The sequence below is a fragment of the Pseudomonas sp. IT-P218 genome, assembly GCF_949767605.1.
Classification (GTDB): Bacteria; Pseudomonadota; Gammaproteobacteria; order Pseudomonadales; family Pseudomonadaceae; genus Aquipseudomonas; species Aquipseudomonas putida_AE.
Genome location: NZ_CATKQQ010000022.1, coordinates 1 through 22,343 on the forward strand (window position 1 = coordinate 1; position 22,343 = coordinate 22,343).

Below are 22,343 nucleotides of genomic sequence, written 5' to 3' on the forward strand. Positions count from 1 at the left end.
CTGGGTTCTCCGGAGTACAGCCGGTGGATTCTTTGGCGGCTGGTCTGGCCCTTTCGCTGGCAAGCCAGCTCCTACAGGGGAATGCGGTCAACTGTAGGAGCTGGCTTGCCAGCGAAGGGGCCGTCAGTTACAACACAATACTCATGCCGTCATACGCCACTTCAACTTCACGGACGCAGACGCAGCACCACGCTAAAGGGTTAGCGGTTGGCAAAGTACATGGTGACTTCGAAGCCAATGCGCAGGTCGGTGTAGGCAGGTTTGGTCCACATGATCGAGTTCCTCTTTTTTTGAATGGATGGTTTCAAAAGCTGATCGGGCATCCTTGCCCCTTTGCGCTACCTCTGTGCAATCACGGCGTGGCCTTGGTCGCAACCGGTTGCTGTGCCTTGAGGTATTGGGCGTACTCCTGGCTCATTACGTAGTGCTTGATCTTCTCGACATCGGCGGGCTCGAGGCTGTCCTTGAAGGAGGGCATGCCCAGAGGCCGCAGTACGCCATCCAGGACGATCTGCTGGAACAGGTTTCGATGGGACTCGTCGGACTTGCGCAGATCGGGGATCAAGCCACCACTGATCGCACCCACACCGTGGCAGACGGAGCAGTAGGCGCCGTACAGCTGCTGGCCGGCCGCGATATCCGCAGCGGGAGCGTCGACCGGTTTTGGCGTGCGGTTTACCGCCACCACTGTTTTTTCTGGTAGCGGCGGCAGAGAGGCCTTGCCGTCGAGTTTGAACACCAGCAGGCGGCTGACGTTACCCGCCCCCGGCGCCAAGGCGGCATCGCCTCCGATCAGCGGGGCGACACCACCCCAGCCGGCCATCACGGCGATGTACTGCTCACCCTCCAGGCTGTAGGTCATGGGGGCGGCGACGATGCCGGTCTGTGCGCCGAACGACCAGAGCTTTTTGCCCTTGTCTGCAGAGTAAGCGATGAAGTTGCCGTCGGCCGTACCCTGGAACACCAGGTTGCCGGCGGTGCTCAAGGTGCCGCCGTTCCAGTAGTGAGCGTAGGGCACGCGCCAGGCTTCCTTCTGCTTGACCGGGTCCCAGGCCAGCAGGGCACCGGAAACGGCCTCGCGGGGAATCTCGGTGGCGTCGGAGAAGCCCGCGCCGGTGTTGAAGCCCTTGCGCTTGACGAAGTCCTTGCCTTCGTTGCGATACACACCCGGGATCTCCTGGTAGGGGATATACACCAGGCCGGTTTGCGGGTTGAACGACATCGAATGCCAGCCGTGAGCGCCGAAGGGGCTCGGCCACATGACGATGGGCTCTTTCTGGTAGCGCACACCGGGCGCCTCCACCGGCTTGCCGGTAGCCAGGTCGATCTTCTCGGCCCAGGTGACCTTGCCGAACTTCTCGGCAGAGAGCAGCTCGCCGGTCTGGCGGTCAATGACATAGAAGAAGCCGTTCTTTGGCGCTTGCATCAGCACCTTGCGCATTTTGCCGGCGATCTCCAGGGTCGCCAGGGTAATCTGCTGGGTGGCGGTGAAGTCCCAGGAGTCGCCCGGTGTCACCTGATAGTGCCAGGCCAGCCGGCCGGTGTCCGGGTTGAGCGCAAGGATCGAGGACAGGTAGAGGTTGTCGCCGCCACCGGGGCTGCGCAGTTCGCGGTTCCACGGCGAACCGTTGCCGGTGCCGACGTACAGCAGGTCCAGTTCAGGGTCATAAGCCATGCCGTCCCATACGGTGCCGCCGCCGCCGAGCTTCCAGTACTCGTTACCTTTCCAGGTCTTGGCCGCCTCGGCCAGCTCGGGATGTTCATAGGGTTTGTTCGGGTCGCCGGGCACGGTGTAGAAGCGCCAGGCTATCTCGCCGCTCTCGGCGTCATAGGCGGAGAAATAGCCCCGCACACCGTACTCGGCGCCACCGTTGCCGATGATGACCTTGCCCTTCACCACACGCGGCGCGCCGGTGATGGTGTAGGGCTTGCTGTTGTCGGTGGTCTGCTGGCTCCACACCTGCTGGCCGGTTTTTGCGTCGAGGGCAATCAGCCGGCCGTCCAGGGTGCCGATGAAAACCTTGCCGTTCCACAGCGCGACTCCGCGGTTGACCGCGTCACAGCAGGCGTCGCGGGCCTTGTCGCGGGCGATCTGCGGATCGAAGGTCCAGAGCGTCTTGCCGGTGCGTGCATCCACCGCGATCGCGCGGCTCCAGGACAGCGATGCGTAGAGCACGCCGTCGGCGAATAGCGGCGTGGCTTCCAGGCCGCGATGGTTATCAAGGTCGACGGACCAGGCCAGGCCCAGCTTGTCGGTGTTCTTCGCGGTGATCTGGTCCAGTGGGCTGAAGCGCTGTTCGTCATAGGTGCGGCCGTGGCTGAGCCATTCGCTACCGTCCTGCTTACTGGCAATGATGGCGGCCTGGTCGACGTGTGCGGCGACGGCCAGCGGCGCCAGCAAGGCGAAGGCCAGGCCAGCGAGAATTCGGGATGCAGACTGCGTGTTCATAGACGCAGGACTCCTGTTATTTGAATTGGAATGAGACCCTGGCGAGCGGCGATGGCTAGAACAGCTGCAGGATGCGCAAGTTGATGCGGCTGTCCTCTTCGAAGCCGTTGTCCACCGCGATGTCCTGCCCGTAATTGACCATCAACTGGGTGCCCGGGGTGACGAAGTACGACGTGCCGACCGTGAATTTGCTGGTGCCCGGCTTGTCGTCCATATCTATGTCACTGATGTTGCTTTCACCGCCCCAGAGCTTCGAAATACCCGCACGCACATCGAAACGCTCGGTGAAGTTGTAGCGTAGAAAAGCCTGGCCCTGGTAGAGCGGGTCCTGCTTCTGGGTGTCGCCAGCGCTACCGAAGTCGTGGTTGTGGCCAAAGAAAGTCACGTCGCCGACCAGATCGAGGGTCAGCTTTTCGGTCAGGCCGGTGATATAGCCCGCTTGCAGGGCGAGCTTCCAGCGGTTCTCGCCGAGGTTGATCGCGCGGTCCTTGTCGTAGCTGCCGGTGGGCACGTAGAGGAACGGGGTGATACCGAAGTAGCGGCGATTTTTCGGTTCATTCAGCAGCCAGACGGTGGCGGCGAGGATCAGGTCCCCAGTGCCGCTGTCGTTGCCCAGGTCTTGCAGATCATCCTTGGCCCGCACGTTGCCGAACGGCAGGAGGAACTGCGGGTCGACGATGTAATCGCCGATCCTGGTGAAGTGCACGCCGCGCAGGATACCGATGTCGGAATCCAGACCGGCATCGATCGGCACCTTGTGACCGTCGGAGTAGAGGGCATTGCGCTCGGCATGTTGGTAATAGACCAGGCCCAGGTTGGTGCCTTCGGGAAGGGCGGTGTAATCGCCGGCATCGACGTCCACCGCCATGGCGCTGCAAGAGAAACTGGCCAGCAGGCCGAAGAGCGAAGCGTGAAACAGATGGACCAGGCGACACTGGTGTGGCGGCCAGCCCGGGCTGCGACGAGCCGGCCCTGTGCTCATTTTCATGACATTACCTTTATTGTTTTTGTTTATGATCGACCTAGTGCCGGAGCGGTTATCCGGACTAACGTGAAGTCATTGAGCAGAGCTTGTGCCAGCTTTTTATGGTTTGTAAGAAAAGCTTTTAAATCAATGGCTTGAGTAATAATAAGAAGTGTCGAAGGCCGCGCGGGAATTGTCCCGCTGTATCGCTGGCTCAAATTGAGACAGTGGCTTGGGGTCGAGCTGGCCCACTTCGAGACATTCGGCCGCGAGACGCATGCCATGCCCAAATTCAATAGCCCCGCGACACCTTCCTCGCGCAAGCGTTTCGTCGATTCACAAGTGATCGAGAGATCCTGGCAGCGCTCGCAGAACTACGGCCTGTGCCCGCGCGACAATCTGCTGTTTGACGCGCCAGTGGTTGCCAGTCGCGCGCAGATCGCCGAAAGCAATCGCCTCTTGCTGACCTGCGCCGCCCCGGAGATGGAGCAGCTGCACGCCGCCCTGTCGCCGAAAGACTGGGTGCTGGCCTGCCTCGATCTGGAAGGCGTGGTGCTCAGCAGCCTGGGTCGACTCAGCCCGGACAACCGCGAGTTGAATCAGGTGTTCCGTGTCGGTGCGCAGATCTCTGAACAAAACGTGGGCACCACCGCGCCGAGTTGCGTCCTGACCGAGCGCGATTCGGTGTTTTTTGTCGGCGAGGAGCATTACCTGGAGGAGGCTCGCCAATTCTCCTGCCTGGCCACGCCGATCTTTGGCCTGGACGGCGGCATCGTCGGGGTACTGGACGCCAGCAGCAAACATGGCGTGCCCTCGGTCTATACCCTCGATAGCCTGGTGTTCGCCGCTCGCGCCATCGAAAACCGCATGTTCGCCCAACTTGGCGACGTGCTGCTGGTGCATCTGCACCATCGCCTGGACATCCTCGGCACGCCACTGGAAGGTCTGCTGGCCTTCGACCCGGCCGGTAAGCTTCGCTGCGCCAACCGCATCGCCGGTCAGTTGTTGAAGCTCGGCGAGAACCACGCCGGCCTGGACTTTACCGAGCTGTTCGACATGCCCTTCGTCCATGCCACCTGTTATTGCCGCCACGACCTCAGCGCACCGTTGCGCCTGCGCGGTCACCACTGCGGCGACCTGCATGCTTGCATCACCCTCGGCCCCGAGCGCAAACCGGAACGGGGACAACGTCGGCTACCCTTGCCTGCGAGTACCGCCGAGCCGCTGCCAGCGCCGCAATCGGGCCCGTGCCTGCAGGATCCGGCCCTGCAGGACGCTCTGTCCCGCGCACGCAAGGCCTTCGCCCGCGACATCCCGGTGTTGATCAACGGTGAGACCGGCACGGGCAAGGAGGTCTTCGCCCGTCTGTTGCACGAAGGCAGCAGGCGCGCCGGCGAAGCCTTCGTTGCGATCAACTGTTCGTCCATCCCCGCCAGCCTGATCGAGTCGGAATTGTTCGGCCACGCCGAAGGTGCCTTTACCGGCAGCCGCAAGGGCGGCGCCAGCGGCAAGATCGAACAGGCGCACAAGGGCACCCTGTTCCTCGACGAGATCGGCGACATGCCCCCGGAGCTGCAGGGTCGCCTGCTGCGCGTGCTGCAGGAGCGCAGCCTGACCCGGCTTGGCAGCAGTCAGTTGATCAAGGTGGATTGCGCGTTGATCTGCGCCACTCACCGCGACCTCAAGCAGCTCAGCGCCAACCAGGGGTTTCGCGAGGATCTCTATTACCGCATCAACGGCCTGCGCGTGGTCCTGCCGGCGTTGCGTGAACGCCACGATCTCGACGCACTGATCCAGCACCTGCTGCGCGCCGAAACCAACGCGCACCCATCGCCCAGGCTGAGCAAGGTGGCGCTGCAGGCGCTGTTGGCGTACCGCTGGCCGGGAAATGTTCGTCAGCTTTACCAGACCCTGCGCCTGGCCGCTGCCCTGGCCGAGAATGAAGAGGAAATCGGCCTGCAGCACCTGCCGGACGACGTATTGGAGGATTGTGATACCCCGGTCGAATCAGCGCCAGGTACGCCGCAGCCGCAGCCGAAGGCGGGGGATACCCTGCAGGTCTCGAAGCTGCGCGCGATCAAGGCGGCGGTGGAAGCGAGCGGCGGCAACCTCTCGGCCGCCGCGCGCAGCCTGGGGATCGGGCGAGCGACCCTGTACCGCAAGCTCAAGGCAATCGAGGAGGGTTATCAACTGCCGTCGGATTGAGACGTGAGAAACCACAGAATCCAGGCACTGACACTGATCAAGGCCCCCAGCAGGCTGACGGCCTCCCAACCCCAAAACGCATAAACTTGGGTCGCGGCGGCGGCCCCCAGCGCGCTGCCGACCGAGTAGAAGCACATGTAGGCGCCGACCATGCGGCTTTGGGCGTCGGGTCGTGCGGCGAAAATGATGCTCTGGTTGGTGACGTGCACGGCCTGCACCGCGAAGTCGAGCAGGACGACGCCGCAGACCAGCGCGACCAGCGACGTCTCGGCAACGCTGATGGGCAACCAGGACAGCGTCAGGAGCCCCAGCGCAATGCCGGTCACGCGTTGCCCCAGGCCTTGGTCGGCCCAGCGACCGGCGCGTCTGGCAGCCAGGGCACCGGCGACACCGGCCAGGCCGAACAGGCCGATGGCGGTGTGTGAAAGCGACAGCGGCGGGGCGCTCAACGGCATTACCATGGCTGTCCACAGCACGGAAAAAGCGGCAAAGATCAGCAGCGCCAGCAGGCCCCTGGCGCGCAACGTGGGTTCGCTGATGAACAGTTTGAACAGCGAGCCGATGAGCGCGAGGTAGGTATCCTTTTGCCTGGGGGAGGGTGTGACAGGCACTACTTTCCACAGCACTGCCGCGAGGGTCAGCATCAAACCTGAGGACACATAATAGACAGCGCGCCAGCCTGCGATGTCTGCGATCAAGCCGGAAGTAAATCGCGCCAGAAGGATGCCCAGGACAATCCCGCTGGTGACCGTCCCGACTGCTTGCCCGCGTTGCGAGGGCGTTGCCAGCACAGCGGTGTAGGCCACCAGCACCTGAACGACCACTGCCAGCAACCCCATCACGATCATGGCACCCAACAGGACCAGCCATTGCTGTGCTGCACCGACCGCCGCCAGTGCCACCGCAGACAGCAGGACTTGCGTCAACATCAGTCGCTTGCGGTTGACCAGGTCCCCCAGCGGGACGATGAACAGCAACCCCAATGCGTAACCCACCTGTGTCGCAGTCACTACGATCCCGATCATTGATGAGGCCACACCCAGGCTCTGCGCCATGGAGTCGAGTAATGGTTGGGCGAAGTAAACATTGGCCACTGCCAGCGCGCAGGTGATGGAAAACAGCAACGTGAGCGATGGCGAGAGCCCTTGAAAGCGGTCGGTTACCGCAGGCGATATTGGCGAAGGCTCCCTGACCAGACATTGGCTGGCTGAATCGACATCTGCTGTCATGTGCGCCTCCATGGGCTAAACTGGTTTCAATTGAAAACTGGATTCAATTGTTGGTGTATTCGGTTTCAAATTGCAACCACATTCCGCAAGGTCAACAAAATGCTCGAAGACACCTCACCGCCAGGCAACGAATGCCCGGTAGCCAGAACACTGGAAGTCATTGGCGATCGCTGGTCACTCATGATCATCCGCGACGCTTTCGACGATATTCGCCGGTTCAGCGAATTTCAAAAGAGCCTGGGCGTGGCGAAGAATATTCTGGCGTCGCGATTGAAGGCGCTGGTTGAGGTCGGGATATTCGACGTTCGACCGGCCTCAGATGGCAGCGCCTACAAGGAGTACGTGCTGACGGAAAAAGGGCGGGAGATCTTTCCGGTGGTGGTCAGCATGCGGCAGTGGGGCGAACGTTTTCTGTTCGAGCCCCAGGAGACCCGTTCCGTGCTGCTGGACAACAGGTCCGGCCAGCCGCTGATGCCGATTGAGGTTCGCTCAGCAAGCGGGCAGAAGCTGGGACCTGCTGATTGCCACAGGGTTAGACGCCTTGACGAAGAATCGTGAATCGAGGGGCAGACCGGCACCTTTGGCGCCCGCCGATTAATTTTTACGCTTTTTTTACGGTAGGCGGGTCAGTCTGCAACGATACTGGCCGCGATTTTCAACGGTCCATGCATCTGCATTTTTAATGGCACTGGCAATGTATTGCCCAAGGATGACGTGAACTTCTTCCCCCACCATACGAGAGAAGCGGCCCTTGAGTAAAACAGTGACCCTTGCACACACAGATTCCCCATCCAGAACCTCAGGGGTCGGCTTGCTCGTCGCCGCTGTCGGGGTGGTTTATGGGGACATTGGCACCAGCCCCCTCTACACGCTCAAAGAAGTCTTTGCCGGCCACTACGGCGTCCAGGTCAATCACGACGGAGTGCTGGGCATTCTGTCGTTGATCTTCTGGTCGCTGATTTGGGTGGTCTCGATCAAGTACGTGTTGTTCATCCTGCGTGCCAACAATCAGGGCGAAGGCGGCATCATGGCGTTGACCGCGTTAGCCCGTCGCGCGGCAGCACCTTATCCGTACATGAGCAAGGCACTGGTGCTGCTCGGCCTGTTTGGCGCGGCACTTTTTTACGGGGACAGCATGATTACCCCGGCCATTTCGGTGCTCTCCGCGGTTGAAGGACTGCAGCTGGCGTTTGACGGAATCGAACACTGGGTCGTGCCCTTGTCAGTGATCGTGCTGGTGGCGCTGTTCCTGATACAAAAACATGGCACGGCTCGAATCGGCATCCTGTTTGGTCCGGTCATGGTGCTGTGGTTCGTGGTGTTGGGTGCGCTTGGGATCTATGGGATCATGCAGCGCCCAGAAGTGTTGCAAGCGCTCAATCCTGCCTGGGCCGTGCAGTTCTTCGTGGTTCATCCGGGAATCGGGGTGGTGATTCTGGGCGCTGTCGTGTTGGCACTGACCGGTGCTGAAGCACTGTATGCCGACATGGGCCACTTTGGCCGCAAACCGATCTCGCGCGCGTGGTTCATGCTGGTACTGCCCGGTTTGGTGCTCAATTACTTTGGCCAGGGCGCCTTGATCCTGGGTAACCCGGAGGCTGTGCGCAACCCGTTCTATCTGCTGGCGCCTGATTGGGCCCTGCTGCCGATGGTCGCGCTCTCCACACTGGCCACCATCATCGCTTCTCAAGCAGTGATTTCCGGTGCGTTCTCCCTGACTCGCCAGGCCATCCAGCTGGGTTATATCCCCCGCATGTTTATCCAGCACACCTCCAGTCAGGAGCAAGGGCAGATCTACATCGGCACGGTCAACTGGGCATTGATGGTCGGTGTAGTCCTGCTGGTCATCGGCTTCGAGTCGTCCAGTGCGTTGGCCGCAGCCTATGGCGTCGCAGTGACGGGGACCATGTTGATCACGACAATATTGTCCTCGGCGGTTGTCCTGCTGCTATGGAAAACGCCGCGCTGGTTGGCCATTCCAATGCTGCTCGGTTTCCTGCTGGTCGACAGCCTGTACTTCGCGGCCAATGCGCCGAAGATTTTCCAGGGCGGCGCGTTCCCGGTGATTGCCGGCATTGGCCTGTTCATTTTGATGACGACCTGGAAGCGCGGCAGGAAAATCATTGTCGAGCGCTTGGATGAAACCGCACTGCCGCTCCCGCTATTCATCGACAGCATCCGTTCGCAACCTCCCCATCGTGTGCAAGGCACGGCAGTGTTTCTGACGGCCAGGACCGATGCTGTTCCTCATGCGCTGTTGCACAACCTGCTGCATAACCAGGTTTTGCATGAGCAGGTGGTACTGCTCACCGTAGTGTCTGAGGACAGCCCTCGCGTGAGTGCGCAACAGCGGTTCGAGGTTGAAGCCTATGGTGAAGGGTTCTTCCGGGTCAGCCTGCACTTTGGTTTTATCGAGGAACCCGATGTTCCCTTGGCCTTGAGTCTGTGCCACTTGACCGACCTGGATTTCAGCCCGATGCGCACGACCTATTTCCTCAGCCGGGAAACGGTGATCCCGACCAAGCGCATCGGCATGGCCCGTTGGCGAGAAAGCCTGTTTGCGTTTTTGCTCAAGAACGCCAACAGCAATCTGAAGTACTTCAAGTTGCCGTTGAATCGGGTGATTGAGCTGGGCACACAGGTTGAGATGTAAAGATCTCAAGCGTTCAATGCGGGCCATTGATGCTGGATGAGCCCCGTGTCAGACGCTTGAGCGCGACGACCACCAGGCCCCCCGCAACCAGCATTCCCGTGAGAAAAAGCGGATAGGCCGCGTTGAATTTCTGCTGCAACTCGCGAGCCGCCTCGGCCTTGGCAAACAGCTCCTGGATGAGGCGGAGGCGTGTGCGCGCGCTCACGGCCGCGCCTACCTGCGACTGGAAGTGCGGCCGGATAATCCCGTCGCTATCAGCCTTTATGAGCGTAACGGTTACCGACGCTTCGCTATGGTTCACGACTACTACGAAGACCATGCGCCTGCATTGCGTCTGGAGAAGCGCATTTGAGCAGTAGCTGATGCGTCGTGACGCGCAAATCCGGCACCAATCTGCCAGATTGCTAAACCAGCTGGCGGATCCCCAGGGACAAAATCAACCCACCGCACAGTCGATCGATGGCCTTCTTCCTCCCTCGATACGCGCCAGCAATCCTGGGTTGCGAAAGGGCGATGGCGACCATGCCATACCAGGCCATCGACACCACCACGACAACCGCCAGCATCGACGCAAAGGTGCCTGGCGAAACGTGGGCGGGGGCGGCGGCTGAAAAAACCGCGGCATAAAAGGCCATGGACTTGGGGTTGCCAATATTGGTCACCACCCCCTGGATAAAGGCCTGCCTGCAACTACCCGCGACGGCATCCTCTGGCCGGCCAGGCGCATGCTTCCCCGCGTTGACCAGCAAGCGCAAGCCGAACCACATCAGGTAGGCGGCCCCCAGAACCTTCACCACAAGCGCAGCCCAGGGGAGCGCAGCAAAGACAATGCCGAGACCTGCAATGGCACAGGTGGACCAGAACAGGTTGACCAGCACGATCCCTGCTACCAAGGCCAGGGCTTGCGACCGTGTAGCCGCAACCGCTTTGTGGACCACTGCGACGAAATTGGGTCCAGGGATAACGACGCCGGCCAGGTAGACCAGAAAAACCGTCAAAACGGCAGAACCATCGATCATGTGCTTCCTCGCAAGTCCCGCGGACGGTGATTATGACCAGGCAAACATTCCATTATCGTCCGGGCTGCCATTGTGAATACTCAGGCAGTCCTTTCCCATTCAGCCACGCTACGTCCTGCTCCGTCCAGATGTGGAACTCGGGCCTGGCGCCAGGCTCCTCATCCAGCGTGGCTACGCGCACGATCATCGCGGCTGAGCCGATACGCTCAGCGGCAAGGTGCGATCCGCAGTGGCAACAGAAGTGTCGTTTCTTCCCGGGTGATGACTCGAAGCCCGCAATGCCTCCAGGCCTCGAGTCCATCGGAAATGCGCTCTCAGCACGCCTGCCGTGGAAACATAAGCGGCGGCATGGGTCTTGCGACAGGTACTGCAATGACAATGGCTGATGGGCATATCGATGCTGTCGATCTCATAACCTAACGCCCCACAGGCGCAGCTTCCTTTCATTTCATCCTCCGGTTTTGTCACTGTGCGCAGATCAGGGCATGACTGGTTTTTGCGGTTTGCTACGCAGCAAGCTCGACATAGCTCGACTCGCCACCTCCAGTCGCACCCGACAACCAACCCCATACGAAGGACAACGTAGTACGTCCTGTGTGATCAACGCCCACCGTGCCACGGGACCAGCCGGAAAGAATCTCGCCCTCCGTGGTCAGGCAATGAAACAGCAGCTCGATGGTATCGGGGCCTGTCACGCGGCCGACTTGGTGGCCCATGCGGATCTTGCCGCCCTGGTAAGTCCCCGAAATGGCATCGCCCTCGACCTGGTAATGAAAGACCGTGCCTGCGCCGGATAGCCCGTGGGTGTTGCCCGCTACCGTAAATCGGCGATCGTGCAAGCGCTCGCTGAGTTGAGAAAAGGGGATTTGCATAATGTCGCGTCCTTGTAGTGGAGAGGGTCCATTCCAGCGTTGGCTGCATCGCTGGTCGTAATTTACCGAAGAATCATCCCTGCCGGGTGGAAAAGATTGCCGGCATCTGCAGATGCTTGTAAATGGCCAAAAACCGCAGGCCGAAGGTGAAGACCAAGGCAATCCAGCCGGCGACCCAGATGGTCGGGAACACGTCTCGCAACAGGACGTAGAGGGTGCAGCCCAACAGAATGGGCGTGGCGTAGATCTCCCGCGACATCAGCAGCGAAACCCGACCAGCCAGGACATCCCGGACGATACCGCCGCCGATGCTGGTCAGCACGCCCATCATCACCGCCAGGGGGGCAGCCAGCTGCAAGGCCAGGACTTTTTCGGTGGCCGACAAGCCGAACAGCGCCGCTGCCAGACCGTCGAGATACAGCAGGATACGGTAACGTCGTTGCAGGCGTTGCGTGCAAAAGAACGCCAACAGCGCAGCGAACAGGGCGACCCAGATGTAGTTGAAGTCGGCGATCCAGAAGATCGGCAGATCGAGCAGCAGGTCCCTTATCGTGCCACCCCCAATGGCGGTGATGATCCCCAGCACTACGGCACCAAATAAATCCACATCGGCTTTCTTGATTGCCAGCACGCCGGTGATGGAAAACACGGCAATGCCCAACATTTGCTGGAAATAAAGCATCTGGTATTCCTTTCAGGTGGCGGCTGGCCAATGCGCCTGCGAGCAGCCTCCTGAGTGTAATTCAGTGCAAGCCCGGATTTGCGCTTGTCACAACGATAACCGACCTTTTCACAACCTGCCTGTCAGCGGGTATTCGACCGCCAGGCGTATCTGGTCCGTGTCCAGCTCAGCCTGGGCCGTATTGCCCCGATGCACATTGTGTCTCAGCGAAAACGTGGTGCCTTTCGCCGCGCCACCTTGCACCACATAACGCATCTCCAGGTCGCGCTCCCAATGTTTGCCGCCTTCGCCATAACCCAGATAGGCATAACCACCTTGCGGGTCGACGTGGCTGCCATCGATCTGGCTGCCGCGTACATAAGCGGCGCTCATGGACAGGCCCGGCGCGCCCCAAGGGCTGGCATCCAGATCGTAGCGAGCCTGCCAGGATCGTTCATTGGGTGCGTTGAAGTCCGACAGCTGCACGGCGTTGCTGATGAAGATCGCACCACGGGTGACGTAGTCGAACGGCGTGTTTCCATCGACCTTCTGATAACCGAGGCTGAAGCCGTGGGGGCCCTGGGTGTAAGTGGACATCAGGCTCCAGGTGGTATTGTCGATCCTGCCGGATAACGACTTGCCCTCATCAGTGGTGCGGTACAGGTTGAGGTTGAATGCCAATGAGCGCTGTTCATCCAGCGGCTGGAGGAAGGTGCCGCCCAGGTAGTGCTGGTTCCAGGTGTCCTCGTAGCGCGATGAATAGAGGCTGAGGTTCAGGTTCTTTGCCGGTGTGTAGACCATGCCCGCGAGATCGAAGGTCTTGCCTTTCACGGCGTTGGAGTAATTGACCACCAGGCCCTGGTCGTGACTGCTGGCATTGCGATCGGTACTCTCGGTGAAGTGTCCTGCCACCAGCTTCAGTGCCGCGAACTCGTTGCTGGTGAGGAACAGGCCGGTGGCGGTTTCCGGCAGCAGGCGACTGTCGGATGAACTGAACACCGGGGTTTTCACCCGCTGCTCGCCGTAGCTCAGCACTGTCGAGGATGCGCGGAATTTTATCGCGGCACCGCCACGGCTGAACTCGTCCTTGGGATGCCCCTGGTTGTCGAGCCCAAGCAATCGCGCTTTCCCTGCGCGGCCACCGCCGCTGTCCAGTTGTATGCCCAGATAGGCATGGGCATCCAAACCCACCCCGATCAGGCCTTGGGTGAAGCCCGATTGCAGCGTACCCATCAGCCCGTAGCCCCATTCCTCGGCGTAGCCATTACGCTCGTCGCGCGGCTTGTAGGCGTTACGCGCAGCGCTGTTGCGGGCGCCATGACGGTACTCGCGATGGTCGTAGACCGTGCGATTGAGCACACTCCAGGCGCTGTCCTGGACAAAGCCATTGGCTTGCGATTGCGCCGAATCAGCCAGCGTGAAGGGACTGGCCAGGGCCAGGAGAAAGGCGGATCGGGTAGGCATTTTTGCGGTGTCCACAAACAAGATCAGGATGAACGCAGGCGCAGGATCTGCGCGCCGTCAAAGGGGTCGATGAGGTAGTGCGCATGGACGCCGAAGGTGTCCAGCAGGCGTTGTGGGGTCAACACATCAAGCGGTTTGCCCAGGGCCACCAGGCGGCCCTTTTCCAGAACGGCCAAACGATCACAGGTGAGTGCCTGGTTGAGGTCGTGCAGGGCAATCACGGTGGTCACGGGCAGCGCGTGAACAACCTGCAAGATCGCCAGCTGGTGCTGGATGTCCAGGTGATTGGTCGGTTCGTCCAGCAGCAGGATCCGCGGGCGCTGGGCCAGGGCGCGAGCGATGTGCACGCGCTGGCGCTCGCCACCGGAGAGGCTGCGCCAGGTGCGGGCGCGCAGATGAGTCGCATCCACGTCGAGCAAGGCCTGATGGACGATGTCATCGTCTACAGCCGACCACGGACTAAGGGCCGACAGCCACGGCGTGCGGCCCAGGGCCACGGCATCGAACACACTGATCGCATCCTGGGTGTCGGCCTGTTGTTCAACCACCGCCAGGGTTTGCGCGATGGTTCGCCGTGACAGGGTCTTGAGGTTTTGGCCGTTGAGGTGGATGTTTCCCCGGCTGGGGCTGCGCACGCCGGCCAGCAGTTTGAGCAGCGTGGACTTTCCCGAGCCGTTGGGCCCCACAAGGCCCAGGGTCTCGCCGGGGTGGATGTCCAGGTGAATGTCGCGCAGCAACTCGGCATCGCGGATCGAGAACCCGACACCGGAGCAACTCAGCACGGGGTCGTGGAGAACAGGTGCAGCCGCGTTCATCGGGCATTCCTCCGACCGACCAGGATCAGCGCGAACACCGGTGCCCCAACCAATGCGGTAATCACACCGACCGGTATCACCTGGCCCTTGATCAGCGTGCGCGAGAGCACATCGGCGGCGATCAGGAACACCGCGCCACCCAGCGCGCTCGCCGGCAGCAGGCGCGTATGCCCAGTGCCCAGCAACAGCCTGGCGGCGTGGGGAATGACCAATCCAACGAAACCGATGGAGCCGACGATCGACACCATCACCGCCGTCACCAGGGCGGCACAACCGATCAACAGAAATTGCACGGGACGCACTGCGATGCCGAGCGAGGCCGCAGAATCCGCGCCAAAGGTGAAGGCATCCAGCGCACGCCGGTGCCACAGGCAAACCGCGAGGCCGGCGAGCGCAACCGGCACCGCCAGCCACACCGAAGGCCAACGCACGCCACTGAGATTGCCCAGCAACCAGAACATGATGCCGCGGGCCTGTTCGGAACTGGCCGACTTGGTGATCAGGAACGCCGTGAGCGCATTGAACAATTGCGAACCGGCGATCCCCGCCAGGATGATCTGCGAGGTGCTGCCAGGCGAACCGCTGGCCCGGCCGAGCAAGACAACGACGGCAAAGGCCGTAACGGCCCCGGCAAACGCCCCGGCCGACATCGAAATGGCTCCGGCGCCCAAGCCCAGCAACGCCACCAGCACCGCGCCCGTCGAGGCCCCTGCGGAAATGCCCAGCAGGTAAGGATCGGCCAAGGGGTTGCGCAGCAGCGATTGCAGGATCACCCCGCAAGTCGCCAGGCCCGCACCGCAAGCCGCCGCCACCAGCGCACGGGTCAGGCGGTAGTTCCACACGATGCCCTCGTCGATGGGATCGACGGCAAAACCTGCAGACCACAGTTTGTTGGCCAGCACCTGGAACACCACCGCCGGTTCAATGTTGGTTTCACCGATGGCCACACCGGCGGTCACGGCCAGCAGCAGTATCAGCAACGCGAGCAGGGTGCGAATCAGCGTCCTGGTCATTGCGGCAGGTCGTAGCCGTTGATGGCGGTAGCCAGCGCTTCGAGACCGTCGAACGTTCTCAGGCTGGCCTGCATGGCCATGGCGTCGAGGATGATGATGCGGTTGTTTTTCACCGCGTCCATGTTGCGGGTCACAGGATCGCTGCGCAGGAATTGCAGTTTCTTTTGATAGTCGTCAGCCGGGAAGCGCCGGCGATCCATGCGCGCGATCACCAGGAACGTCGGGTTGGCCTTGGCGATGGTTTCCCAGCCAACCGTTGGCCACTCTTCGTCGGACTGCACCACATTGCGCACGCCCAGGGTGTTGAGCATGAAGTCGGGAATGCCCTTGTGCCCGGCGACATAGGGGTCGATATCCAGGCTGGCACTGGAAAACCAGACCAGCGCGCTGGTGTGCTTGAGGTCCTTGCCTTGCACCAGGGCCATGGACCTGGCCAGGCTGGCCTGCAGTTGCGCGTTCAGCTGCTGCCCACGGGCCTGGACGTCGAAGATCTCGGCCAGTTGGGTGACGCTTTTGTAAATGCTTTCAATCCGAAACGGCTGCAGGCGAGTGCCGTCGGCCCCGACCAGGTTGTCCTTGGACTCGCAGTCCGAGGGCATCAGGTAGGTGGGAATCTGCAGCTCGTGAAACTGCTCGCGAGTACCGACTGCGCCTTGCGGGCCGACCATCCACTCAAGCTCCACGGCGACCAGCCCCGGGCGCTTGCCGATCACCGATTCGAAACTCGGCTCGTTATCGGCCAGGCGTTCGATCCTGTCGTTCTGTGCCTTGTACTGAGCCAGCACATCATTGAACCACAGCGAAGTACCGACCAGTTTGTCGCCCAATCCCAGGGCGAAGAGCATCTCGGTGCCGGCCTGGCCGATGGTCACCGCCCGGGCAGGGGCGTGGGCGAAGGTCAGCGTACTCCCGCAGTTCTCCACCGTCAGCGGGTAATGGGACGGTGCAGCACAGGCGAGGGAAGTAAGACCCAGGCCAGTGACCAGGGCGACAAAGCGGGGCAGCAGCATGATGCAATCTCCATTTGAACCGTACACGGCGCAAGGGTCTGGAAACACATCATCGAACGCTGCCGGAAAGGCAGAGCAGGGCCCGTCACCTGGGTGACGCGCGCACAAGGATGTCCTCCCCGGACACCCCGCCGGTTAGTGATTGTTGCTTGGCCGGCAGGTCTCCTGACTGGTGCGTCATCGCCTGCTCCAGCCTTCCCGGGATTCGATCCCAGTGGCAATTGAGGAGCAGGCTCAGCACCTACAGTTGCGGGGGCAGTTCCGTTTGATGCGTTGGCAGCATCACGGATTCCCTATTAATCCCATGTGGAAACCGGCGGCGGCATGGTAGTCGATCATGCCGCCCGAGGCGAACCCATCTCCTGATCAGAAGTATTTAAGCCAACCGATATCACGCCGACGCGCCTTCAATGCGGCGAACCAGCGCACCGGCAGATACAGCGCCGCAGCCAGCAGCACGGCGGTCAGCCACACGGCCCAAATGCCATCGAACCCGAAGTAGTCGCCGTGGTTCAGACCGAACAACGCCACGCTGACCAGGTACAGCACTTTCAGCACATAAAGATGGAGCAGGTAGAAGAACATCGGTGCCGCGCCAAAGACCGCCAGGGTGCTGATCCACTTGCGTTGTTGGGCCCGCTCGAAGCCCAGCAACAGCAAGAGCCCAATGCCCAGCGTCAGGCCCAGGAACAGCAGGGAAGGTGGGTATTTGGTGATGTTGAAGAAGCTCATGAGGGTGTGTGTGGTGCTTTCATGGACCGCCCAGTGTGCCTCGCCATAACCGTTCGCCAGGCGCAGGAGGACAAAACCGATCAGTGCGCCGGCCCCCGCCAGCAACAGATAACGCTGACGCAGGGCGGTCGAGGCGGGGCGGGCGAACCAGGGGCCGATGCAGTAACCCAGGGCGATGACCCCGATCCACGGCAGCACCGGGTAGGACGTGCGCAGGCGCAGGCTGTCGGAGAATTCGATCCAGCCGCGATCATGCAGAATGGCCCAAGGGATGTGCAGCGCCGAACCGACCGGGAAGTGCAGGGTGTCGAGCAGGTTGTGCCCGCCGACTATGACCAGCCCCAGGCCGCAGAGGATGGGGCGCGGCAGCCAGACCAGTGCCGCGAGGGCAATCATGCTGACGCCGATCGCCCAGATCACCTGCAGGTAAATCACGGTGGGCGGGAGCTGGAAGGTCCAGGCGAAATTCACCAGGGTGAACTCCAGCACCACCAGGAACAGGCCACGCTTGAACAGGAAGGTCGACACGGCGTGCGTGCCCTGGTGCTTTTCGCCGTACAGAAACGCAGACAAGCCCGTGAGCAGGACGAACACCGGCGCACACAAATGGGCGAGTGTGCGGCTGAAAAACAACGTCGGTTCAGTGCTGTCGATGAGCATCGGGTCGGTGACCTGGCGGTGCAGGAAGAAGGTTTCGCGCACGTGATCCAGCAGCATGAAGATGATCACCAATCCCCGAAGGGCATCGATGGACATCAGGCGTTGGCTGACGCTGGTGATGGGTGGGTTTTGAACAAGGTTTGTCATTGAAAGTCGCAGTCCGTGAGTATTGATATAACATAACATTTAATCCAGGCAAAAAAAAGGATCAACAGGGCAAGACAGCGGGGGGGATGAAGGCTTGAGGTTGAGCGACCCGCCTGGCCGCTCAATTCAGGAGGGGTTTAGAAGAGAATGTAAGCGGATGCCGTTGTTTGATTCAGGTCCATGTTACCGACCTGCAGTACTTCATATTCAGCGCGGACACCGATGTTGCGAAATACATCGAGTTCAACGCCGGCACCGTAGGTCAGGTCCACGCCCGTATCGTCATCGGCGGCATTGCCGTCGGCATCCCAGGCATGGGCACCGACAATGCCGAATACTCGCACTCGGTCTCCTAACGGAAAGCCGAGATGGGCACTGGCCTGGACAGACTTACCGTCGAAATCCAGATTGCTGTCTTCGAATTGGCCGAGATCAACGAAGGCGCCTTCGAAGGCCAGATAGTTGTTGAGGCGATAACCTGCAAAAACCTTATAACTGGTGTCTTCATCGTTCAAATGGACTTTGTCGGTTTCAATGCTGCTGACGCCGGCGCCAAGATATAAACCTTTGTCATCAGCGAGCGCCTGAAAAGACAGCAACGAAAGCAGGGAAACGAAGCCAAGGTTTCGAAATAGCATGTGAGGCAGGGTCCTTCTACGGGTTGTCGATGGGTGTTGGCCGAGAATTTGAATGAGCGTGAATGCTGATTGAAGTCATTGATTGATATTTATGAATGCCTTCAAAGGGTTTGATAGGTGTTAACCAACCAGGCTAAGGCAACGCCCGATAAATAGGCGGCCAGGCAAAAGATGACTTTCTGTTTGAGTGGTAGCGAATTCAGTCGATAGCGCATGCTTATCCCCTTGGGTAGAAACAAGCATGCTGACCATTCAGGCTGTGGGATGAAAATTATTGATTGTTATTTTTGGCGGCCGTGGCCAGTTTTGCAGAGTTACGCCTGGCCGTTTCCGAGGGGGGTTCTCCATAAGCATCCTGATACGCTTTGGAAAACCGGCCCAGATGGTGAAAATTCCAATACATGGCGGTTTCAGTGACCGTCGGCCAAGTGTTGCGGATCAAGTCCCGACGGGCACGAGCGAGTCTCAGGTTCTTGATGTAAGCGATCGGCGAAATCCCGAACGTTTCGACGAAGCCATGGTGCAAGCTGCGAGTTGTGGTTTGAAGTTGTTTGACCAACGCCTTCATGCTGAGGGATTTTTTGGTGTTTTCATGAATGTATTGCATGGCCTCTATTGCGATCTTTCTTCTTCGCGGGGGAGTAAGCGCGGATCGGCCAACAGGTATCAGGGCCCGTAGCAGAGAAATCAGCAACGCACTTTCAGCCGCTGAAGTTTCAGCGCAGCTGAGCGGTTGCAAACGAGGCGGGGTGGCGTCCATGGAGTAGGCGTTGATCGCCTGAATGGCGGATTGCACCAACTGGTAATGTGCAACCTGAAAGCGCTGCTCCTTTCTATCCCGCAGCATATCGATGGAAGAATGGTTTCCAAGGCAATGTACGTAATGTTCGAGAGTCGTGGTCAGGGTGAAAAGCGTTTCATTCGGCTCGCAGGTGTAGTGCACGGGCTCACCGCTATACAACACGATGATTTCGTTAGGCCACAAATGATGATTATTGACCGTGGGTCGACCCACCAAAGCCTGTGAAATGGCAAGGGTTACAAAGCCCTGAGGGACACAACCCATCAAGGTGACGGTTGAGTCAAACTCCAGACGACTGCATTGCAGCCTGGAACCCTGAAAGAGCTTGTGCTGCCTGATGTTTGCTTCGTGCTCCAACGGTGCGAGGCTCAGCTGCCAACGGCCAACTGTTCTATCGGTTTGGTCCGCAGACGTGGCCGTTACGTGAAAGACTTCATCAGGGATCATGATGCTCATGGAATAGATTGCTCTTCAGCTAATTGGACAGTGCCCGGGTTTTTCTCAGGCATCGACAATGCCGCAGTAAAGACGTACGCGTCGCTCGAGGATAACTCCACCAGGCCTTGAAGTTTATCGGGTGCCAGGTTCGATCCAAAGATCGCGGTTTTCTGGCTGGCCGGGCCGATGGCTGCCGCATCAAAAGCAAAAAAATCCTCAGCACGATAGGCTGTGACAATCCTGTAATCGGACTTTTCATCGCTCAGCTTGTTCTTGTTGCTTTCAAGACGCGTCAGGTCGGCGCTATAGAGTTCCTTGTCATCAGCCAAGGCCTTGAGAGACAGCAATACACCAAAGGATACGGTAGCGAGGTTTCTTAGCAGCATTGACGTGCGTTCCTTGTTGATGATGTTTTCAGGCAGTGCCTGCGGATAGTCCTGCTCCCACGGTGCTGGTTGAAGTCAAAAACTCATATTTTGCTCAAACTGGAGTCAGCGACAGGTCGTGACTCTGATTGTTGATTTTGTGGCGGGGCAGGCAAGGCGTTGTCAAAAGCGTCTTCATCGTCATGGGCTTGCTTTTCAGAGTAGATTTTCAAGTGCTTGAGCTTGATTGTTTCGTTCGGGCTCAATTCCAATTCGTAGAGTTCGATTTCCGTACTGCCGACCGAATATTCATTGTGTGCCGCGCAAGGAAACGATAGTGCAGCCAGCGCTAGAACTGCCAGGATCCTGGTTATCATTGATATGACGACTCGCGGAAAATGTATGTTTTCAACGCTGATGTCAGCAGGAACGACTTCGAGCGCTACAAAGGCGGGATGTTGCGGGGGGGAGGGGGTTTGATTCAAATTAGTAATTATTATTTTTGTTCTGATGTGATGGGTTGCAGATGTCTCAGTGATTCATGCAGCGCAAGCGGCCAATGTCATGTACATAAAAGCATACGGCGTTTTTGTTGGAGGTGGGGAGCAACTCATAGTTGAGAACGGCGCCTTCCTGTAGAACGAATTGACGCCTGAAAAACAGATCCGGAGTCTTTTCAATGGCGAATAATTCAGTGTCCTGGCTGAGTTTGACGTTGCTGATCTTTATTTGCACATGGTGTTTGCTTTCCCGGACAATCTGCGCCGAGATGGTTGCATTACGAATCTTTCCGTTCAGGCTTTCAATCGTGGTTTGTGTCAGTCGGCCATGGCCGATGGTCAGGTACTCTTCGGTATTGAGTTGATTGGAGTCCTCCAGCCATTGACGAGTCATGGTTTGATAACTGATATTTTCCATGTAATAAGAGGGCGAATAGGTCAGGGAAAAGACACAGGCCGCGTTGATGATTGCAAGCACGATCCAGTGAACAGTTGAAGAGGTCATTGACTTCATAGGGTGGCTTCCAAACATTGCCGGATCATCGGGGCAAGGTCTTTTTGCCCGCTATTCAATTGCAGGTTTGCAGTGCTTAGATCCGGACGAACGCACGAAACAGAGTAGTTTGTTTTAAACAGGTTCAACCAGACTTCGCCTTTCAAGTTTGGCGGTAGCTGTTGCACTTGGGTCGCCGAGAGATCCCTCAGCGATTCAGCTTCGGCGACACTCTCGCCTAATGCATGGATGACCAGTTCATTTTGTTTGAGGGTGGAGACTTCTATTTTCGATGTGTCGAAACCTGAGTGGAAACCCGTGTAGGCGCAGACTGCCAAGGTCAGCACATAGCCGATTAAATGGGCTTTTGTCAGGTAAGTTGATTTCCTGGTCTTTGCTGAAGGCACCGCAAGATCGTCATTCCCGAACGGCGCCGGCTCTTCAACGGCGAGCACAGGCGCAGCTTCTTCCGAGGGCGTTGGGGGATTTGTGGGGACATCGACTACATAAAGACGGTTGAAGCAATAACCTCTTCGCGGAACCGTCATCAGAATCTCGTGATCACGGCTGTCATTGAGAATGTTTCTAAGGGAGAAAACCGCCTGGTTCAAACTGCCGGAGGCGACGACGCGGTCATTCCAGGTGTAGTCGATGATCTCTTCACGACTTTTAGTCTGCCCGGGCTCCATGAGCAGCAGCTCCAATAGACGCGATTCTGCTCTGCCTATCGTAGTGCTTTGTACTTCCCCATGGGGCGTGGTGAGGGTAAGCAAGGCGGTGTCTGGATCGAAAAGGGCCATGGCACCATTTTTCAATGTGAAGGCGTAGCGCATGGGAGTCCTCCGTTCAGGTGGTTCTGGCTGAGTATAGAGACGGTTTCAGAGGCCGATTTGACGCAGTGCATTCTTGTCGAAGGGAACGGCTATGAGCGGGGGCGGTGATGATGCGCGGATCGAATGACCGGCGCTATCCGAAAACTGCAAGGTGGGCGAGCCTTACTTCGCCCATTCAGATGCAAAGATCGGAAATTCCTGATGGTAGGTTTTTTTTGGCTGTTTCTATACTGGCCACCCATTCAAAGGTTTAAAAACCACAGCGATAAAAACAACAAAGCTGCAAGTCAACTCTGCATAAGCTATTTGATTGGCTTGTTCGGGTTGTGAGTATCTGCATTTTGCATAGTTGAATAATAACAGCGGCGTGCAAACCGATTC

21 protein-coding genes, 2 pseudogenes and 1 riboswitch are annotated in these 22,343 nt (G+C 59.1%); of the genes and pseudogenes, 4 read left to right on the forward strand and 19 right to left on the reverse strand.

What is annotated here, in order from left to right:
• Positions 1-200: 200 nt before the first annotated feature.
• The 3 genes from pqqA to ACM6I6_RS14205 all read right to left on the reverse strand — a co-directional run bounded on the left by pqqA (position 201) and on the right by ACM6I6_RS14205 (position 3,437).
• Complete coding sequence (gene pqqA, locus ACM6I6_RS14195; RefSeq protein WP_003243383.1) at positions 201-272, reverse strand: pyrroloquinoline quinone precursor peptide PqqA; 72 nt, start codon at positions 270-272, stop codon at positions 201-203.
• A gap of 80 nt (positions 273-352) precedes the next feature.
• Complete coding sequence (locus ACM6I6_RS14200; RefSeq protein WP_414920068.1) at positions 353-2,449, reverse strand: PQQ-dependent dehydrogenase, methanol/ethanol family; 2,097 nt, start codon at positions 2,447-2,449, stop codon at positions 353-355.
• Positions 2,450-2,504: 55 nt separating this feature from the next.
• Positions 2,505-3,437, reverse strand: a complete 933-nt coding sequence (locus ACM6I6_RS14205; protein WP_414920069.1) for a transporter — start codon at positions 3,435-3,437, stop codon at positions 2,505-2,507.
• 258 nt (positions 3,438-3,695) lie between these two features.
• Here ACM6I6_RS14205 and ACM6I6_RS14210 point away from each other — a divergent pair, with 258 nt between their 5' ends.
• On the forward strand, positions 3,696-5,618 hold the full coding sequence (locus ACM6I6_RS14210; protein ID WP_274076250.1) for a sigma-54-dependent Fis family transcriptional regulator: 1,923 nt from the start codon (positions 3,696-3,698) through the stop codon (positions 5,616-5,618).
• Here ACM6I6_RS14210 and ACM6I6_RS14215 read toward each other — a convergent pair.
• Complete coding sequence (locus tag ACM6I6_RS14215) at positions 5,600-6,847, reverse strand: MFS transporter (RefSeq protein WP_414920070.1); 1,248 nt, start codon at positions 6,845-6,847, stop codon at positions 5,600-5,602. The two genes, ACM6I6_RS14210 and ACM6I6_RS14215, sit on opposite strands and share 19 nt — an antisense overlap.
• 99 nt (positions 6,848-6,946) lie before the next feature.
• On the opposite strand from ACM6I6_RS14215, the gene ACM6I6_RS14220 reads away from it, so the two are divergent.
• From ACM6I6_RS14220 to ACM6I6_RS14230, 3 genes and pseudogenes are all read left to right on the forward strand, one after another.
• The gene (locus ACM6I6_RS14220; RefSeq protein WP_414920071.1) at positions 6,947-7,405 is read left to right on the forward strand and encodes a winged helix-turn-helix transcriptional regulator; all 459 of its coding nucleotides are present in this window, start codon (positions 6,947-6,949) and stop codon (positions 7,403-7,405) included.
• 193 nt (positions 7,406-7,598) lie between these two features.
• The gene (locus ACM6I6_RS14225) at positions 7,599-9,500 is read left to right on the forward strand and encodes a potassium transporter Kup (protein WP_414920072.1); all 1,902 of its coding nucleotides are present in this window, start codon (positions 7,599-7,601) and stop codon (positions 9,498-9,500) included.
• Positions 9,501-9,651: 151 nt separating this feature from the next.
• Positions 9,652-9,849: pseudogene (locus ACM6I6_RS14230) on the forward strand (GNAT family N-acetyltransferase); the annotation flags it as partial.
• A 55-nt stretch (positions 9,850-9,904) separates the two neighbouring features.
• On the opposite strand, the gene ACM6I6_RS14235 reads toward ACM6I6_RS14230, so the two are convergent.
• The 15 genes and pseudogenes from ACM6I6_RS14235 to ACM6I6_RS14305 form a co-directional block, all read right to left on the reverse strand.
• Positions 9,905-10,519 (reverse strand): LysE family translocator, encoded by a 615-nt coding sequence (locus ACM6I6_RS14235; RefSeq protein WP_323627093.1) that lies wholly within the window; start codon positions 10,517-10,519, stop codon positions 9,905-9,907.
• 52 nt (positions 10,520-10,571) lie between these two features.
• Positions 10,572-10,966 (reverse strand): annotated as a pseudogene (locus tag ACM6I6_RS14240) (GFA family protein).
• Between the two features lie 59 nt (positions 10,967-11,025).
• The gene (locus ACM6I6_RS14245; protein ID WP_414920073.1) at positions 11,026-11,391 is read right to left on the reverse strand and encodes a hypothetical protein; all 366 of its coding nucleotides are present in this window, start codon (positions 11,389-11,391) and stop codon (positions 11,026-11,028) included.
• A gap of 73 nt (positions 11,392-11,464) precedes the next feature.
• Complete coding sequence (locus tag ACM6I6_RS14250) at positions 11,465-12,073, reverse strand: trimeric intracellular cation channel family protein (RefSeq protein ID WP_274076257.1); 609 nt, start codon at positions 12,071-12,073, stop codon at positions 11,465-11,467.
• Between the two features lie 108 nt (positions 12,074-12,181).
• Positions 12,182-13,516, reverse strand: coding sequence for an OprD family porin (locus tag ACM6I6_RS14255; RefSeq protein WP_414920074.1), 1,335 nt, complete (start codon positions 13,514-13,516; stop codon positions 12,182-12,184).
• A gap of 23 nt (positions 13,517-13,539) precedes the next feature.
• Positions 13,540-14,331: an ABC transporter ATP-binding protein gene (locus tag ACM6I6_RS14260; RefSeq protein WP_414920075.1), complete on the reverse strand. Its 792-nt coding sequence runs from the start codon at positions 14,329-14,331 to the stop codon at positions 13,540-13,542.
• Complete coding sequence (locus tag ACM6I6_RS14265; protein ID WP_323627162.1) at positions 14,328-15,332, reverse strand: iron ABC transporter permease; 1,005 nt, start codon at positions 15,330-15,332, stop codon at positions 14,328-14,330. Before ACM6I6_RS14265 ends, ACM6I6_RS14260 begins: the two co-directional genes overlap by 4 nt.
• Before the next feature lie 8 nt (positions 15,333-15,340).
• A complete protein-coding gene (locus ACM6I6_RS14270; protein WP_414920076.1) occupies positions 15,341-16,354 on the reverse strand; it encodes an ABC transporter substrate-binding protein in 1,014 nt (337 codons plus the stop codon).
• Between the two features lie 137 nt (positions 16,355-16,491).
• Positions 16,492-16,687, reverse strand: a riboswitch (cobalamin riboswitch).
• 33 nt (positions 16,688-16,720) lie between these two features.
• Positions 16,721-17,893 carry a DUF1624 domain-containing protein gene (locus ACM6I6_RS14275; protein ID WP_414920077.1) on the reverse strand — a complete coding sequence of 391 codons (1,173 nt, stop codon included), beginning with the start codon at positions 17,891-17,893 and terminating at the stop codon, positions 16,721-16,723.
• A gap of 137 nt (positions 17,894-18,030) precedes the next feature.
• Positions 18,031-18,531: an outer membrane beta-barrel protein gene (locus ACM6I6_RS14280; protein ID WP_274076269.1), complete on the reverse strand. Its 501-nt coding sequence runs from the start codon at positions 18,529-18,531 to the stop codon at positions 18,031-18,033.
• 271 nt (positions 18,532-18,802) lie between these two features.
• The gene (locus ACM6I6_RS14285) at positions 18,803-19,789 is read right to left on the reverse strand and encodes a helix-turn-helix domain-containing protein (protein ID WP_414920078.1); all 987 of its coding nucleotides are present in this window, start codon (positions 19,787-19,789) and stop codon (positions 18,803-18,805) included.
• Complete coding sequence (locus ACM6I6_RS14290; RefSeq protein WP_414920079.1) at positions 19,786-20,157, reverse strand: hypothetical protein; 372 nt, start codon at positions 20,155-20,157, stop codon at positions 19,786-19,788. The genes ACM6I6_RS14285 and ACM6I6_RS14290 overlap by 4 nt, the downstream gene beginning before the upstream one ends.
• Before the next feature lie 83 nt (positions 20,158-20,240).
• Entirely contained in the window at positions 20,241-20,621 is a 381-nt protein-coding gene (locus ACM6I6_RS14295; RefSeq protein ID WP_414920080.1) for a hypothetical protein, read from the reverse strand.
• A gap of 46 nt (positions 20,622-20,667) precedes the next feature.
• Entirely contained in the window at positions 20,668-21,150 is a 483-nt protein-coding gene (locus ACM6I6_RS14300; protein WP_274076273.1) for a hypothetical protein, read from the reverse strand.
• Positions 21,147-21,962 (reverse strand): winged helix-turn-helix domain-containing protein, encoded by an 816-nt coding sequence (locus ACM6I6_RS14305; protein ID WP_274076274.1) that lies wholly within the window; start codon positions 21,960-21,962, stop codon positions 21,147-21,149. Before ACM6I6_RS14305 ends, ACM6I6_RS14300 begins: the two co-directional genes overlap by 4 nt.
• Between the last annotated feature and the right edge of the window lie 381 nt (positions 21,963-22,343).